Origin of the sequence: Psychrobacter glacincola (assembly GCF_965118485.1) — a bacterium.
GTDB classification, from domain to species: domain Bacteria; phylum Pseudomonadota; class Gammaproteobacteria; order Pseudomonadales; family Moraxellaceae; genus Psychrobacter; species Psychrobacter glacincola_D.
Genome location: NZ_CBCPJH010000010.1, coordinates 22,389 through 37,672, shown reverse-complemented (window position 1 = coordinate 37,672; position 15,284 = coordinate 22,389). Strand labels below are relative to the sequence as shown.

Here is a 15,284-nt window from a genome sequence, read left to right as displayed (position 1 = left end):
TCGTTAGCTCACTCTGTGCATCTTTATATATAGTCATTTTGAGACAGTTGAAGGAATAGATATATGGAAGGTTTAGTCAATTTAGTAAACGGAATTATTTGGAGTCCCGCATTAATTTACTTATGCTTGGGCGCCGGTCTATTTTATTCCATCATGACGCGCTTTGTACAAGTACGTTTATTCGGGGAAATGATAAAATTACTATTTACTGGTAAGTCCAGTGCCAATGGTATTTCATCATTTCAGGCACTTGCCGTCTCGCTTGCTGGTCGTGTGGGTATGGGTAACATCGCTGGTGTAGCTGCTGCTATCGGCTTCGGTGGTCCTGGTGCGGTATTTTGGATGTGGGTCGTTGCCTTTTTAGGTGCTTCTACTGCCTACGTTGAATCGACACTGGCACAGATTTATAAAGAAAAAGATGTGATTACTGGCGAATATCGTGGTGGCCCTGCCTATTACTTTGAACGTGCGCTTGGTCAAAAATGGTACGGTATACTTTTCGCAATCGCTTCTATTTTATCATGTGGTATGTTCTTACCTGGTGTACAGGCGAATGGCGTTATTAGTGCTTTTGCCCAAGTCATGGGTGAAGGCACTATCATGAATGTGGCAGGATTAGAAGTCGGCTCTATGCGTCTGGTCGGTCTTGCTATCATTTTGGTAATCTTAGGTATCATCATTTTCGGTGGTATTAAACGCATTGCAACCTTTACTGAGTACGCCGTTCCATTTATGGCAATCGGTTATATTTTGTTAGCCTTAATTATCATGTTCAGTAACTTCAGTTTGATCCCAGATGTATTTGGTTTGATCATCGGTGATGCATTTACGGCACAAGCTGGTTTTGGTGCGGCCATTGGTTGGGGTGTAAAACGTGGTATTTACTCTAACGAAGCTGGTCAAGGTACAGGTCCTCACGCTGCTGCTGCTGCTGAAGTTCAGCATCCATCACAGCAAGGTTTAGTACAAGCATTCTCAGTTTACGTTGATACGTTACTGGTTTGTTCTGCTACTGCATTTATGATTTTATCTACTGGTATGTATAACATTCAAGGTACGTTACCAGATGGTCAGTTCATTCTGCAAAATGTAGCTGCTACGACTGAAATTAATTCACCAGCCTTTACACAAATGGCAATGCAATCGGTATACGGTACTTTTGGTAATGTCTTTATCGCAATCGCTGTATTCTTCTTTGCCTTTACGACCATCTTGGCTTACTACTATATTGCTGAAGTTAACGTTACTTATTTAACACGCTTTATCGGTCGCGGTGCTCATAAAACAGGTCTTTTCTTAGCGAAAGTCTTAATTATGGTTATGGTTGCTTACGGTGGTCTTAACTCAGCAGGCTATGTTTGGGCTATTGGTGATATCGGTGTTGGTCTTATGGCTTGGCTCAATATCGTTGGTATCTTGATTATCTTCTTTGTGGCTCGTCCAACACTTACCATGCTTAGAGACTACGAAGCACAACTTAAAGCTGGCGTGACAGAATATACTTTTGATCCAGCAAAATTTGGTATCAAAAACGCGCCATATTGGGAAGAGCGTCATCGTAAACAGATGCAAGCGATGAACAATGATCCTTTGCGTAAAGATCTTAAATAAAAATCTCTACAGTAAATGATATTTATTAAGTTAGTAAAATAATTAAAAAAGCCCGAGACCATCGTCTCGGGCTTTTTTGTTTGCTTATCCTTGCCTCTTTTATAATCACCAAGCGATAGCTACAGTCAGTTTATAATAAAGGGCTCAGTTTACAATAAAAGAGCTACGTTAAAAATACTGTTCTGCTGTTATCAACTTTTCTTACTTGCTGTACGCTTAGCATTCAATAGAACTAGAAAACTCATCCTAGCAGCACTGTGCTCTTTTTAAATTGAACGTACTCTATTAGCTGCCCTAACATGGCTAAATCTTTTAAAATGCAACAACCGTAGTGGCGCACTATAATGAACAAGCAACAAAAAGCCCAGCTCAATGGCTAGGCTTTTTGTGCTTTTAACTATTAACAGTTTTTTTTGTTAAGCCTTATTTAGGCAATAACACAGTATCAATTACATGTACTACACCGTTGGTTGCCATCATATCAGTTCCAGTGATATTTGCTGTATTACCGCTTGCGTCGGTAATGACATTGGCATCACTGATCATAATGGTTTGACCATTAACCGTTTCAATAGCGGTGTTATAAGGAATATCAGCAGCTTTTACGACCATAGGTACGACATGGTACGGTAGTACACTTTTCAGCAAATCAGTATTAGCCAATAACTCTTCTTTCGTCACATTCAACTTGGTCAATACTGCAGCAAACGCTTCATCGGTAGGCGCAAAGACAGTATATGTGCCTGCGTCCATCATCATACCGTCAAGACCAGCAGCTTTCAATGCAGCAGTTAGTATTGATAAATCCGGGTTTGCAGCAGCCATTTCAGCAATACTTTGGGTCGCTGCTGCTTCAGGCATAGGTGCTGCATCAGCTTCTGCGACTGCTTCAGGAGCAACTTCTGGCTCTACGACCACATCAGTCGTTGCTTCTGGCTCAACCGGCTCTGTGACTGCTTTTTTATCATTACAAGCTGCTAGAGATAATGCGGCAGCCACAACAGCGATAGATAGTAGATTCTTCTTTAACATAGGACATTCCTTTGAGGTAGATAACTATTAAATGCGGCATAGTTTGAAAGATAGCTTATAGAAAGGTAGATTATGAATGGCGTTCTTAAGATAACTGAACACTATTTTAAATCAGCTACGCTTGTAGTTGCTTACTATCTTAACTGATTGATTTTTAATTCATATATTCTTAGGTAGTAACACTGTAGCAATAGCGTATATAACACGCGTGTTTCGTATTTTAGTTTATCGCTAGATATGAAACTGCTCATGACAGCTTCATATCTACTTAGTTGACTAATAAGTAATGGCTAACCAAAAAATATAAAAATATAAATTTTTTCTATTGCATTACTTATATATTACTTAGGCATCAATACTCTATCAATCACATGTACCACACCATTACTAGCAGCGATATCCGTTTTTAAGATGTTGGTCGTACGTCCACTTTCATCCATCAATTTACCTTGCGCCGTCACCATAAGCGTATCTTTGCTCAGCATCATTATATTGCCTGGCTTCACATCTTTTGCATACACTGGCGCAGCACCATTAATCACGTGATAGCTCAAAATTTTGGTCAATAAGGGCTTGTTGGCAAAAAGCTGTGCTTTAGTCATACCGGTTTCTTGTAGGGCTTGTACAAATGCAGCATTAGTCGGGGCAAAAATTGTATAGTGAGCATTAGGGTTAGACAGCGCGCCTGCTAAATCAGCAGCGACGACGGCTTCTACCAGTAAAGAGAAATCAGGATTGCTCTGAGCAATCTGTACCACGTTCATTGTTGCCATTGACTGACTATGCATTGGGGCTTTCATAGCAGTATTTTTGGCAGGCATCATATTATTACAGGCGCTTAAACCTGCAAGTGAGATAGCTAAAGCACCGAGAGTAGCAATTTTCATGATTTTCATAACATTATCCTTAATAAGAGAGTCTCTATAATCTGTTGGTTTTTTAGTACAACTTGGCAGATGAGATTGGCTTTCCTTAGCACTTATTCTTAACATCTTGGTCGCTGATTTTATGGTGCAATTTTATCTGTAATAAATGACCATTATAGACAAATAGCAAATAAGAACCATTAACCTCTACTAATAAGCACTGCTTATGAAACATCAATCCTTCTGAAATTAAATTAACATATAGTTGAGTGCTGTAAACGGCTATTTACGCTACTTTTTGTCGTAGCCGTGTAATCTGTATCGGTGTTATAAAGGGATAATTTTTCTTTTATAAGCATAAGTAAAGCTTTATGTAATCCTAAAGATAAATGATATTCATTTGTGCTCACAAGCTTTATTCAATAGACTTTGTTAACATCACAATAACGATATATTTTCTGCTAAAATTATCTGGATTTATTTCTAAATTTTGAACCCCGTTCAATTACATTGATTATTTTTAGCGCTTATTTATTAAAATTATAACTATTACCCCCTTCTCCTTTTTATAACATTGACTCTATAAGCAGCGCTCCTATGATTGCAACAAACCCTTCTCAAACCGATAGCTCTCAAGCTAATACGGCTCAAGCAAAGATGACCGACACTAGCAACCCAAATGCTAATCCTAATAATTTTATATTGACACCACCTGAGGTATTCCCTTATAAAGCGCAGCAGCTGACGGCACGCGCACGTATCACTGAGCAGATGACAAAACGGATTTTGATGCTCGATGGCGCGATGGGCACCCACATTCAGAATTATAAGCTGGAAGAAGCAGACTATCGCGGCGAGCGTTTTGCTGATATTAGCCAAGATGTGCGCGGCAATAATGATTTATTGGTGCTGTCGCAGCCGCATATGATTGAAGAGATTCATTTGGCGCACCTAGAATCTGGCGCTGATATCATCGAAACCAATAGTTTTAACGGTACGCGTCTATCAATGGCTGACTATGATATGCAGTACCTCGTGCCAGAGCTGAATAAAACCGCTGCCAAGATTGCTCGCGAAGCCGCTGACGAGTACACAGACAAAACACCAGAGAAGCCACGTTTCGTCGCTGGCGTCATTGGACCAACGTCGCGTACTTGCTCGCTATCCCCTGATGTCAATGATCCTGCCTTTCGTAATATCACCTTTGATGAATTGGTACTTAATTATCGTGAAGCGACATTGGCATTGATGGAAGGTGGCGTCGATCTCATTTTGATTGAGACTATTTTCGATACGCTAAATGCCAAAGCAGCGATATTTGCGGTAACCGGTGTGTTTGATGATATCGGTTTCGAGTTACCGATTATGATATCGGGGACAATTACCGATGCCTCGGGTCGTACTTTATCGGGTCAAACGGCTGAAGCCTTTTATAATTCAATTCGTCATGCTAAGCCGCTATCGGTTGGCTTTAACTGCGCGCTTGGTGCGGATGCGCTGCGTCCGCACATCCAAACGCTATCAAATATCGCCAATACATATGTCTCCGCACATCCGAACGCTGGTCTACCTAACGAATTTGGTGAGTATGATGAAACGGCTGAAGAAACCACGGCGCTGCTCGAGGGTTTTGCCAAAGCTGGTATCTTAAACATCGTCGGTGGCTGTTGTGGCACTACACCTGAGCATATTCGTCAAATCGCTAAGATGGTGGCAAATTATCCACCGCGCGTCATTCCTGAGATTGCACCTGCTTGCCGCTTATCAGGACTGGAGCCTTTTACCATTACCCCTGATAGCTTATTCGTCAACGTCGGTGAGCGTACCAACGTCACCGGATCGAAGAAATTCTTACGTTTGATTAAAACTGAAGCTTATACCGAAGCGCTCGATGTTGCCCGTGATCAGGTCGAAGGCGGCGCACAAATCGTCGATATCAATATGGACGAAGGGATGCTTGACTCCAAACAGGCGATGATTCACTTCGTTAACTTGGTATCGGGCGAGCCGGATATCAGCCGTGTACCCTTGATGCTCGATTCATCAAAATGGGATATTATCGAAGAGGGGCTAAAACGTATCCAAGGTAAATGTGTTGTCAACTCTATCTCCTTAAAAGAAGGTCATGCCGAGTTCGTTGAGCGTGCCAAGCTCTGTATGCGCTACGGTGCCGCAGTGATTGTCATGGCATTTGACGAAGACGGACAGGCGGATACCTTTGAGCGTAAAACTCAGATTTGTAAGCGTAGTTATGATGTGTTGGTCGATGAAGTCGGCTTCCCATCAGAAGACATTATTTTTGACCCGAATATCTTTGCGGTCGCAACCGGTATTACTGAACATAATAATTACGGTGCTGACTTTATCAACGCGACCAAATGGATTACGGATAACCTGCCAAATGCCATGGTATCGGGCGGTGTCTCTAACGTCTCGTTTAGTTTCCGTGGTAACCCAATTCGTGAAGCCATCAACTCGGTATTCCTCTATCATGCTATTCAAAATGGCTTAACCATGGGTATCGTCAACCCAGCCATGCTTGAGCTATATGATGATATTCCAAAGGAAGCGCGCGACGCCATCGAAGACGTGATGCTCAACCGCAACCAAGGCGAGTCTGGACAAGATGCCACCGAACGTCTAATGACCATCGCTGAGAGTTATCAGGACGGCGGTAAGAAAAAAGACAGTACCGTCGATATGAGCTGGCGCGAAGGCACAGTGGAAGAACGAATTGCCCATGCGCTGGTAAAAGGTATCACCACCTTTATTGACGCTGATACCAAAGAAGCATGGGAGAAATACCCGAAACCACTAGAGGTCATCGAAGGTCCACTCATGGATGGGATGAACATCGTTGGCGATTTATTTGGTGCCGGTAAAATGTTCCTACCACAAGTGGTAAAATCTGCGCGCGTCATGAAGCAATCGGTCGCTTGGCTAAACCCGTATATCGAAGCGGAAAAAGTCGAAGGCGAAAAGAAAGGCAAAATCCTCATGGCAACCGTCAAAGGCGATGTCCATGATATCGGTAAAAATATCGTCGGCGTGGTGCTTGGCTGCAACGGTTATGACATTGTTGATTTGGGCGTGATGGTGCCTTGTGAAAAAATCCTCGATACCGCAATCGCTGAGGAAGTTGATATCATTGGTCTATCAGGGCTGATTACCCCAAGTCTAGATGAGATGGTCTATGTCGCCAAGCAAATGCAAGAGCGCGGCATAACCTTACCCTTGATGATTGGTGGCGCAACGACATCGAAAGCACATACTGCTGTCAAAGTTGAGCCGCAATACCAAAATAATGGCGTCATCTATGTGGCGGACGCTTCACGCTCAGTCGGTGTGGTGACTAAGCTACTATCAAAAGAACATCGCCAAGGCTTGATTGATGAAACCCGTGAAGAATACATCAAAGTACGTGAACGCCTTGCCAAGCGTCAACCAAAAGCGGCAAAAATATCCTATGCAGAATCAATTAAGATTGGCTTTCAATATGACTGGGACAACTATGTACCGCCTGTACCTAATAAATTAGGTCAAGTAATACTTGATGATTACCCAATTACCAATCTACTGCCTTATATCGACTGGACTCCGTTCTTTATATCGTGGGGTCTGGCAGGTAAATATCCAAAAATCTTGCAAGATGACGTAGTTGGCGAAGCGGCGCGTGATTTATTCGATAATGCTAATGAATTGATGCAAAAGATGATTGATGAAAAATTAATCGTCGCGAAAGGTGTGTTTAAACTTATGCCAGCCCGTCGCACTGATAACGATACTGTGACAGTTTATGATAACGACCCACAACAAGGTGGCAACCCAACCTATCAATTCGAGCATTTACGCCAACAAAGTGACAAAGCCAGTGGCAAGCCGAACTTTAGCTTGGCAGACTTTATCTCGCCATCGGAAGCGCATACTGATTATTTGGGTGGCTTTACGGTTTCGATAGTGGGTACAGAAGCATTGGCTGAGAAGTATAAATCCGCTGGTGACGACTATAACGCTATCATGACACAAGCATTATCTGATCGCTTAGCCGAAGCATTCGCCGAGCATTTACATGAGCTGATTCGTAAAGAATATTGGGGCTATCAACCAACTGAGTCGCTCACTAATGATGAGATGATTAAAGAAAAATATGTCGGTATCCGCCCAGCGCCTGGCTACCCTGCCTGCCCTGAGCATACCGAAAAAGGTAAGCTATTCGAATGGATTGGTACGGGCGATGCTATCGGTACGATATTGACTGAAAGCTACGCGATGTGGCCGGCATCATCGGTCAGCGGCTTCTATTACTCGCATCCTGATAGTGAATACTTTAACGTCGGTAAAATCAGCACCGATCAGTTAGAGAGCTATGCTGAGCGTAAAGGCTGGGATATGAAAACGGCTGAGAAGTGGTTGAATCCGAATTTATAGGCTTTAAAAAATCAGTTAACTCATAGATAGTTTATGGATATTTTTTGGCGTACTCACTTAATATGAGTACGCCATTTTTTTATAAAGTAATAACTTGCTATAGTCGATTTAGTTTAAAAACAATACAGTGCTAATGATATGAATTTTTCGCAGCCTCTGTCACGCTTGCGAACAGCAAGCTAGAAAAATTGATAGCAGTAGCACGTTACTTTCAATGTATCTTTTTTATTCAGACCTGACTATATAAATAAGCAAACTTTGCGCTACGTTGGGCGAAAGATACTTTTATCATTTCCTGCCTATATACGTGATAGATTATTATCTACTTTATTATTTTGAGAAAGGTTATGAAACAGATTGCACTAATTTCCAGTTGGATTGGCAAAACTTTTGCAATTTGGGCATTGGTCAGTGCCATCTTAGGATTTATTTTTCCTACATTCTTCGCATCGTTGGCGTTCTTGATTGTGCCTATCTTAGGTATCATCATGTTTGGCATGGGCATGACTTTGAAGGCGGAAGATTTCGTAGAAATCATTAAGCGACCAAAGCCTGTATTAGTAGGACTGCTAGCACAATTTACCTTGATGCCATTGATTGCCTATTGTTTAACGGTGGTTTTTAACCTTGATCCTTTAATCGCTGTTGGGGTTATTTTGGTTGGTTGTTGCCCCGGTGGCACTTCTAGTAATGTGATTACTTTCTTAGCCAAAGGCGATGTAGCGTTAAGTGTCGCCATTACCTCTATATCAACCCTACTAGCGCCTTTTTTGACCCCTATTCTCTTAAATGTGTTTGCCGGTCAGCTGATTGATATTGATTTAGCCAGTATGATGCTCACCATTACTAAAATCGTTATTTTACCGATATTATTAGGAGTTATTTTCCATAAATTTTTGGGTGAAAAAATCGAATTTGCTGTCGAGATATTGCCGATGATTTCAGTATTGGGTATCTCAATTATCATAGCTGCCGTTGTTGCAGTTTCTAAAGCAACCATTTTAGACAGCGGTGCTATCGTATTTGTCGTGGTGGCATTACATAATATGTTGGGTTATACCTTAGGATATTTAATCGCTCGCTTATCTGGCTTCACTGAGAAGCAACGCCGTGCCATTATGATTGAAGTGGGTATGCAAAACTCTGGTCTTGGTGCTGCCCTTGCGGCGACTTATTTCAATCCTGTTGCTGCTCTGCCAAGTGCAATATTCAGTGTGTGGCATAACTTTAGCGGCGCATTGGTTGCCAATATCTTTGCTAAGAGAGATGCTCGTTAAACGATAGGTTTTAATGTAAACCTTCTTACTATATCTAAGCCAAATATCACCAATGAGTATTTGGCTTATTTTTTTACCTACTATTATCACCTAATTAAGTATGAACACTCTTCCCCCGCCGACACCGCTCAGAACAATAAACCACCTGCTCCCAATCCTTCTCCCATTTCTTGCGCCACGTAAATGGACGCTGGCACACGGGGCAGATTTTTTGCGGTAGGTTTGCTTTTTTATGTGCCATCGTATGATCCCTTGCTCCCGTATATCTCTAACTGCTTATTAACGCCTATTTATCTTCTTTTTGATGATCTAACCCTTCATATTTTTTTACGCGGCGACATTGGTCGGAGCAATAGACCATACTTTCCCAGTTTTTATCTAGCTTTTTAGTCCAACTAAACTCGCGCTCGCAGACTGGACATTCTTTTTTACGGACGTTCTTTTTCTTATGCGCCATATGACTTAGCCTATTTTTCGATGATTAAAGGTTTACTACTAACTGCTTAACGTCCCCACACAGGCGAGCGCACCAAGCCGCCAGACTGAATACTGATGGTGTAGCTGGTATTACCGGATAATGAGTGAATGACTAGACTACCTTGACCACCCTGTTCACCTAAGTTTGAGTTGCGTGTCGGATAGACAGCATATTGCCCTGAGGGTGACAGACGTGCTGGCTCATCAAGACCCGTTTCTGCTAGATTGATGACTTGTCGAGTGGCAAGCATCATGACTGCCGCCTTACGACGATTGAGAAATGCTAGACGCTTATCATCTACGCTCAGTTGCGGACTGGCGGCATAGCCTCCCGTCGATATTAGCGCGGCGTTAGCGGTCGCAAAGTTATAACGATAGATACTTGGGCGTCCAGCGCGGATTTTATCACTGGTATAGACAAAGCTTTGCCCATCGCTGGCGTAGCTTGGCTGTACTTCGGTACTAGATAAAGTAGTAAGCTGTTTAGTACTGCCATTATTTAGCTGCATCTCATAAATATCAGCATTGCCGCCCACAGTTGAACTATACAGCAGCTTTTTACCATCTGGTGAAAATGACGGCGATAAATTGCTACCCTCTGCATTGACGACCAAATTATGGCTACCGCTCTTAACATCGTAAATATAAATCTTCGGATGCTGGCGCGCCGCTTGTTTACTATAAGCGAGCATTTGACCATCCGCTGACCACGCTGGCGCATAGATATAGCCGTTTAGCTGATCAATCAGCTGACGCCCGCTGCCATCAGGATGGATACGATACAGTGTCGACACTTTCGCCGCGCCCATGCCCTGTTCTTCCACATAAGCGATATAGCCTTGGCGGTCTATTACTGGCATGCCTATAGTAAGCGGATTATTCATAGCCGTCGTACTGCTGGCCTTAGACGAGCCATTTGGCATGGTTTGACAACCGCTTAGCGCAATTAATATTGCAAACACGCCAATAAACCCAATGCCGTTAAGCCTACTAATATCAACAGTTGGTTTTGATAAAGCTGTTTTTGACATTATAAAAGTCCTATACAACTTTGAGCCATTTAAGGCAGTTAACATAATCCATTCAAGCATACGATTAAGTACGAGCAATGGCTACAAAGGATGGCTAAATAGCATAAAATTAATGAGAAAAGATAATGCCGCTAGTGTAACGTACATTGCGCTGTTACTTTAAACAAAACTTTTGGACAAAAAAATGCCCCACTGCTAAGTGAGGCATTTTTGATATAAAAGTTGCTATAACATAGATTTTAAATAGTTAGATTATTTAGAGATAACTTTAAAATTAGCAACTTGACTACTATTGGTGATAGTCAAGATAGGCGTGTTGTTTGCATTTGTGCTGATGCTGTATTTACCTTGTACGGTAGCAAGAGTCGCTGTATCAAAGCTGGCTTGTGGCTCAGGGCATGCCATCATAGTAGATAGAACGTTGCCTAATACTAAGTTGCCATTAACAACCTGGTAATCAGAACCCATGTTGTTGCAAGTATTCACAAAGCTAACGCGATCATTGCCGTTATCTTTAAAGAATTTTAGCGTCAAAGGCTTAGATGGATCAAAGAATAACTGAGTAACCTTTTGACCATTAGTGCGCGTCGCATCAACCAGCTGCCAATCGTAGGCTTGTAGCGCATTTGCAGTAATTGGTTGAGTCACTGGAGCAGTTACCGTAGGGGCAGTTTGGCAACCAGCAGCCAATGTACCTACAGTAAGGGTGGCAGCAAGCATCAATTTAGTCATGTTTTTCATATAAACTCCTAGAGGTTTCAAATATTCGTATGCAAAGTAAAAAGCCATTGTTTATCATTTTAAGCAGTAGCATTCGCTCTGATTAATTTGTTTTTTTCTTTAGTCTAAACAATGCGGCTATTATGCCGATTTATCATAAGCCTGTCATGATAGATTGAGTACCAATTACCGCTATATTTGTTCCACTTTAGGGTGTTTTTGCTAATCTGCCTTGCTAAATACGCTATTAACTGCTAACGCATAGACTTTTATTTTATTCTTAAGAGTGGCTTTTATATTCGAAAGCTTATCACGCGCTGATAAAAGCTTTTTATTGACCTCTATATTTATACCTACAACCAGTGTTTTCGTTACTTTATATTAGCAGCGTTCTGCTGCTGCAAAGCAGCGTAACCTGTTAGACGCTTGCGTTCAGCCTCATTAAATAATTGCTGCTCGATTTGATTAATTTGAGCTTGGGCGTTATCCGTATTTCGATTTAGTAGCTGCTGTTTTTGTGCCTGGTACTGTTTAAAGCGCTGATCAAAGTTGGCATCTGCTTGATCTACTTGAGCAAGCCGAGCAGCAGCAGGCGCACCAAATAGCTCACGGCGCATATTATATAATTGTTCAGCCGTCGCGCCTTTTGCTTGCATTTGTTCTGTACGAGTCATTAATTCGTTTAAATTGGCTTGCTGAGCAAGATTGGCTTTGGTGCTATTGTCTGGCATACGGCTAATATAATTTTGCTTTGCGGCTTCTTTTTGACTGTCAGACAGCTGCTCGTTTTGATTGATTCTGACCATTTCGATACTATAATCATCATACTCATCTGCCTCTCCAAAGAAAGCAGCAATCGTTTCTTTATCAAAATGCTTTTGGCGTAGCTTGGCAACGTCTTGTTTTTGCTGAGCGACAACATTTAAATCTAGCTTTCCGCTTTGAGTCGCTTGCAATTGTAGATTGCCGTACTTTTTCTCAATCTCAGAGATTGCCTTTAAATAAGCAACATACTGCTCAAATATGGTAACCGCTTGGCTCGCTGCAGGCTCTGGCGTATGACTGCGGATATAACTCTCTACCCGAGCATTGATAGTAGTCTCATCTTCCTCACCAAGCGCTGATAAAAAATAATCAAACAAGCGTTTTAAGCCTTCGGTAACGACAAGATGCTTATTTTCATCAATGATAATCTCGCCATCGACATCCGTATCTTGCAAAGAACGCGGTAAATTCTCCAGCCCCGTAGTAAATTGAGTATTACTTTTATTAAATGACATGCCAGCACCATTACTGGGATTAGCCATATTTATCGAGCTATTTTCAGCATCATTATTGGCCGTCGTAGATAAGGGTTGAGAAGCATTGACGCTACTATTACTAGGTTTAAACCACAGGATAACCGCTCCTACTATAGCGATAATCACAGCAACAATAATAACTGACAAAAAAGGCGAACGGCGATTATTTGACATAGCAAAAACATCTTATTTAATAAATCAATTGATATACGAATCTAATATAAAAAAGCAGGGTCAACTCAGTTGACCCTGCTTTTTTATACAACGCTTGCAGACTCAAAGCTATAGTCCACTCATTAACCAATTATAGATTGGCTTTTTTCAAACGACTTACCTGAGTACGATAAACAGATTTCGGCTCAGACTCTCCCCATGCAGTCAAGCCCAACAATTGATTGGCTGAATCCAGATGATTCATTCGATAATTATCACGAATCACATAACCAAGCCGACTTGAGCAGGCAGAGACCAAACCATCATTAGAGTCTCCTGCAAACGGTATGCCCGTTGCTGCTAATAGATAGTCAGTAGGATCGAGGGCGCTAGTTATTTGTCCAACACCACTAAATGAGTAATATTTGATGCCATTGACAGCATTACTGGTCGGCTGGCCACAATAACTGGTCGGCATTGCCGCAGGAAATTTGGCATTGAAAAGAGCGGCACCATCGGTCGATAGAGCCACAACTGCTTGCCAGCCATCTTGCTGTTGTATCTCTTCAAAACTAATACCCGAACCGATATCTGTAAAACCACCGATTAAATTAAACAGTCCTGATACTAACTGTGTTGTGATATTTGACGGATTGCCCGTGTCGTTGTTTGGATCAAGGGTATTTCTGACAAAATCTGCCGTTTTTGACCCTTGCTCTGGGCTTGAAACTGCCGTTACTGAGGCGACATATTTTGGCGCAACGCCAGCGACATAACGAATGTCTATACCGCCTTGACTATGCCCAAATAAATTGACTTTAGATTTACCTGAAATGGCACTAATAGTTTTGACTTGTTGTAATAGCTGCTCCCCACGAATCTCACTGTTATTGACGGCTGATGTTTTGGTGGTATATACCTCTGAGCCGCCTTTCATCAAATCTTCAGGAATGCCATTGAAATAATCAATAACGCCGAATAGCGTGGTGAACCCGCCAAGCCCATGAGCCATGACGACCGGATACTGAGTTTTAGTATAGCTAGAAGTGAAGTACTGGCTATCAACCAATTTGCAACCAGTAGGATTGGCACAATTATAATACTGACCTGCCGCTTGCGCAGAGGTCGTTTGTAGCGTCATCAGGAGAAGACCAGCGCCAATAGCAGCAAGTGAGGGAAAAAAAGCACTGGGCGTTAGTACCCTGCGAATAGGGAATTTTATAGTCATAACAACATCCTTGTTATTGTAAGCTTGAGGCTATCTTTATAGGCTCATCTGTTGCATCCTGCACAAAGCCATAAAGAGCATTGCTAAATCATTTAGCAGACAAAATTACGATACTTATAAATTTTGTAATATTCAACTGATTTCTGCTTTTAGCGCTCCTATCATCATGACTGTATAGTCAGCCTTATTTATATAAAGACATTTAATATCAATATGATTAAAATATTCAATAATGTGCATTCAAACAGCACGTTGTCGGTTTATGATATAATTGATCACCTAAATTCTATAACTATAAGATCGATCATGATGACTAAAAAATCCCTTATCCAATCTCCTGAAGCCATAGAAAAAATGCGTATCGCTGGTAGACTTGCTAGCGACTTACTAGTTATGCTTGATGAGCACGTTAGAGTGGGCATTAGCACTGAAGCATTAAACCAAATTGCGCATGACTATATCGTTAATGTGCAAGACGCGATTCCAGCGCCACTGAATTATAATGGCTTTCCAAAATCAATCTGTACTTCAGTGAATCACGTGGTTTGTCACGGTATCCCGAGCGAAAACAAAATCCTTAAAGATGGTGATATTATCAATATCGATGTGACCGTCATTAAAGATGGCTATTATGGCGATACCTCAAAAATGTGGGTGGTTGGTAATGGCTCTATTATGGCGCAGCGTATCTGCAAAGTGGCACAAGAAGCACTATATGCGGGTATGAGTGTAGTCAAGAATGGTGCGCGTCTCGGTGATGTCGGTGCTGCTATTCAAGCAGTCGTCGAACCTGAGCGTTTTAGTATCGTACGTGAGTTCTGTGGTCACGGTATCAGTGATGAATTCCACCATGAGCCGCAAGTGATGCACTATGGTAAAAAAGGTACGGGTTTCGAGCTAAAAACGGGTATGACCTTTACCATTGAGCCAATGATTAATGAAGGAAAATGGCAAACTAAGATTTTACCGGATGAATGGACGGCGATTACTAAAGATCGCAAACTGTCAGCCCAGTGGGAACATACGATGGTCGTGACAGATAACGGCTGTGAAGTTTTCACCACACGCCCCGAAGAAGATTTGAGTTTTTTGACTCAATAACCTGATAAAAGATCGCTTAGGCGGTCTTTTTTTTCGCCTACTAATCCTATAGGTGTTTT

At 41.9% G+C, this 15,284-nt stretch carries 12 protein-coding genes; 4 read left to right on the top strand and 8 right to left on the bottom strand.

Features of this window, described 5'->3' with window-relative positions:
* Nucleotides 1-63: 63 nt before the first annotated feature.
* On the top strand, nucleotides 64-1,611 hold the full coding sequence (locus ACMHKH_RS05290) for an alanine/glycine:cation symporter family protein (protein WP_413519618.1): 1,548 nt from the start codon (nucleotides 64-66) through the stop codon (nucleotides 1,609-1,611).
* A gap of 423 nt (nucleotides 1,612-2,034) precedes the next feature.
* Here ACMHKH_RS05290 and ACMHKH_RS05285 read toward each other — a convergent pair whose 3' ends face one another.
* Nucleotides 2,035-2,643, bottom strand: a complete 609-nt coding sequence (locus ACMHKH_RS05285) for a fasciclin domain-containing protein (protein WP_413519617.1) — start codon at nucleotides 2,641-2,643, stop codon at nucleotides 2,035-2,037.
* 341 nt (nucleotides 2,644-2,984) lie between these two features.
* The gene (locus ACMHKH_RS05280; protein ID WP_413519616.1) at nucleotides 2,985-3,539 is read right to left on the bottom strand and encodes a fasciclin domain-containing protein; all 555 of its coding nucleotides are present in this window, start codon (nucleotides 3,537-3,539) and stop codon (nucleotides 2,985-2,987) included.
* Nucleotides 3,540-4,166: 627 nt separating this feature from the next.
* Here ACMHKH_RS05280 and metH point away from each other — a divergent pair.
* Together metH and ACMHKH_RS05270 are read left to right on the top strand one after the other, a co-directional pair.
* Complete coding sequence (metH, locus tag ACMHKH_RS05275) at nucleotides 4,167-7,937, top strand: methionine synthase (protein ID WP_413519677.1); 3,771 nt, start codon at nucleotides 4,167-4,169, stop codon at nucleotides 7,935-7,937.
* A gap of 347 nt (nucleotides 7,938-8,284) precedes the next feature.
* Nucleotides 8,285-9,214, top strand: coding sequence for a bile acid:sodium symporter family protein (locus ACMHKH_RS05270; protein WP_413519615.1), 930 nt, complete (start codon nucleotides 8,285-8,287; stop codon nucleotides 9,212-9,214).
* A 94-nt stretch (nucleotides 9,215-9,308) separates the two neighbouring features.
* Here the strand turns inward: ACMHKH_RS05270 and ACMHKH_RS05265 are convergent, their stop codons facing one another.
* The 6 genes from ACMHKH_RS05265 to ACMHKH_RS05240 all read right to left on the bottom strand — a co-directional run bounded on the left by ACMHKH_RS05265 (nucleotide 9,309) and on the right by ACMHKH_RS05240 (nucleotide 14,124).
* Complete coding sequence (locus ACMHKH_RS05265; RefSeq protein ID WP_413519614.1) at nucleotides 9,309-9,455, bottom strand: DUF2256 domain-containing protein; 147 nt, start codon at nucleotides 9,453-9,455, stop codon at nucleotides 9,309-9,311.
* A gap of 45 nt (nucleotides 9,456-9,500) precedes the next feature.
* Nucleotides 9,501-9,671 (bottom strand): DUF2256 domain-containing protein, encoded by a 171-nt coding sequence (locus ACMHKH_RS05260; protein WP_200663860.1) that lies wholly within the window; start codon nucleotides 9,669-9,671, stop codon nucleotides 9,501-9,503.
* 46 nt (nucleotides 9,672-9,717) lie between these two features.
* Nucleotides 9,718-10,722: a Xaa-Pro aminopeptidase gene (locus ACMHKH_RS05255; RefSeq protein WP_413519613.1), complete on the bottom strand. Its 1,005-nt coding sequence runs from the start codon at nucleotides 10,720-10,722 to the stop codon at nucleotides 9,718-9,720.
* 252 nt (nucleotides 10,723-10,974) lie between these two features.
* On the bottom strand, nucleotides 10,975-11,463 hold the full coding sequence (locus ACMHKH_RS05250; protein ID WP_413519612.1) for an META domain-containing protein: 489 nt from the start codon (nucleotides 11,461-11,463) through the stop codon (nucleotides 10,975-10,977).
* Between the two features lie 350 nt (nucleotides 11,464-11,813).
* Complete coding sequence (locus tag ACMHKH_RS05245) at nucleotides 11,814-12,917, bottom strand: lipase secretion chaperone (protein ID WP_413519611.1); 1,104 nt, start codon at nucleotides 12,915-12,917, stop codon at nucleotides 11,814-11,816.
* Nucleotides 12,918-13,047: 130 nt separating this feature from the next.
* A complete protein-coding gene (locus ACMHKH_RS05240) occupies nucleotides 13,048-14,124 on the bottom strand; it encodes an esterase/lipase family protein (protein ID WP_413519610.1) in 1,077 nt (358 codons plus the stop codon).
* Nucleotides 14,125-14,433: 309 nt separating this feature from the next.
* Between ACMHKH_RS05240 and map the strand changes: the two genes are divergently transcribed.
* Nucleotides 14,434-15,225, top strand: a complete 792-nt coding sequence (map, locus tag ACMHKH_RS05235; RefSeq protein ID WP_413519676.1) for a type I methionyl aminopeptidase — start codon at nucleotides 14,434-14,436, stop codon at nucleotides 15,223-15,225.
* The last annotated feature ends 59 nt before the right edge of the window (nucleotides 15,226-15,284 follow it).

Coding starts and splice junctions, on each gene's coding strand:
- ACMHKH_RS05260 (WP_200663860.1), bottom strand. CDS start 9,671: ATGGCGCATAAGAAAAAGAACGTCCGTAAAAAAGAATGTCCAGTCTGC.
- ACMHKH_RS05280 (WP_413519616.1), bottom strand. CDS start 3,539: ATGAAAATCATGAAAATTGCTACTCTCGGTGCTTTAGCTATCTCACTT.
- ACMHKH_RS05265 (WP_413519614.1), bottom strand. CDS start 9,455: ATGGCACATAAAAAAGCAAACCTACCGCAAAAAATCTGCCCCGTGTGC.
- ACMHKH_RS05285 (WP_413519617.1), bottom strand. CDS start 2,643: ATGTTAAAGAAGAATCTACTATCTATCGCTGTTGTGGCTGCCGCATTA.
- ACMHKH_RS05240 (WP_413519610.1), bottom strand. CDS start 14,124: ATGACTATAAAATTCCCTATTCGCAGGGTACTAACGCCCAGTGCTTTT.
- ACMHKH_RS05270 (WP_413519615.1), top strand. CDS start 8,285: ATGAAACAGATTGCACTAATTTCCAGTTGGATTGGCAAAACTTTTGCA.
- ACMHKH_RS05245 (WP_413519611.1), bottom strand. CDS start 12,917: ATGTCAAATAATCGCCGTTCGCCTTTTTTGTCAGTTATTATTGTTGCT.
- ACMHKH_RS05255 (WP_413519613.1), bottom strand. CDS start 10,722: ATGTCAAAAACAGCTTTATCAAAACCAACTGTTGATATTAGTAGGCTT.
- map (WP_413519676.1), top strand. CDS start 14,434: ATGACTAAAAAATCCCTTATCCAATCTCCTGAAGCCATAGAAAAAATG.
- ACMHKH_RS05290 (WP_413519618.1), top strand. CDS start 64: ATGGAAGGTTTAGTCAATTTAGTAAACGGAATTATTTGGAGTCCCGCA.
- ACMHKH_RS05250 (WP_413519612.1), bottom strand. CDS start 11,463: ATGAAAAACATGACTAAATTGATGCTTGCTGCCACCCTTACTGTAGGT.
- metH (WP_413519677.1), top strand. CDS start 4,167: ATGACCGACACTAGCAACCCAAATGCTAATCCTAATAATTTTATATTG.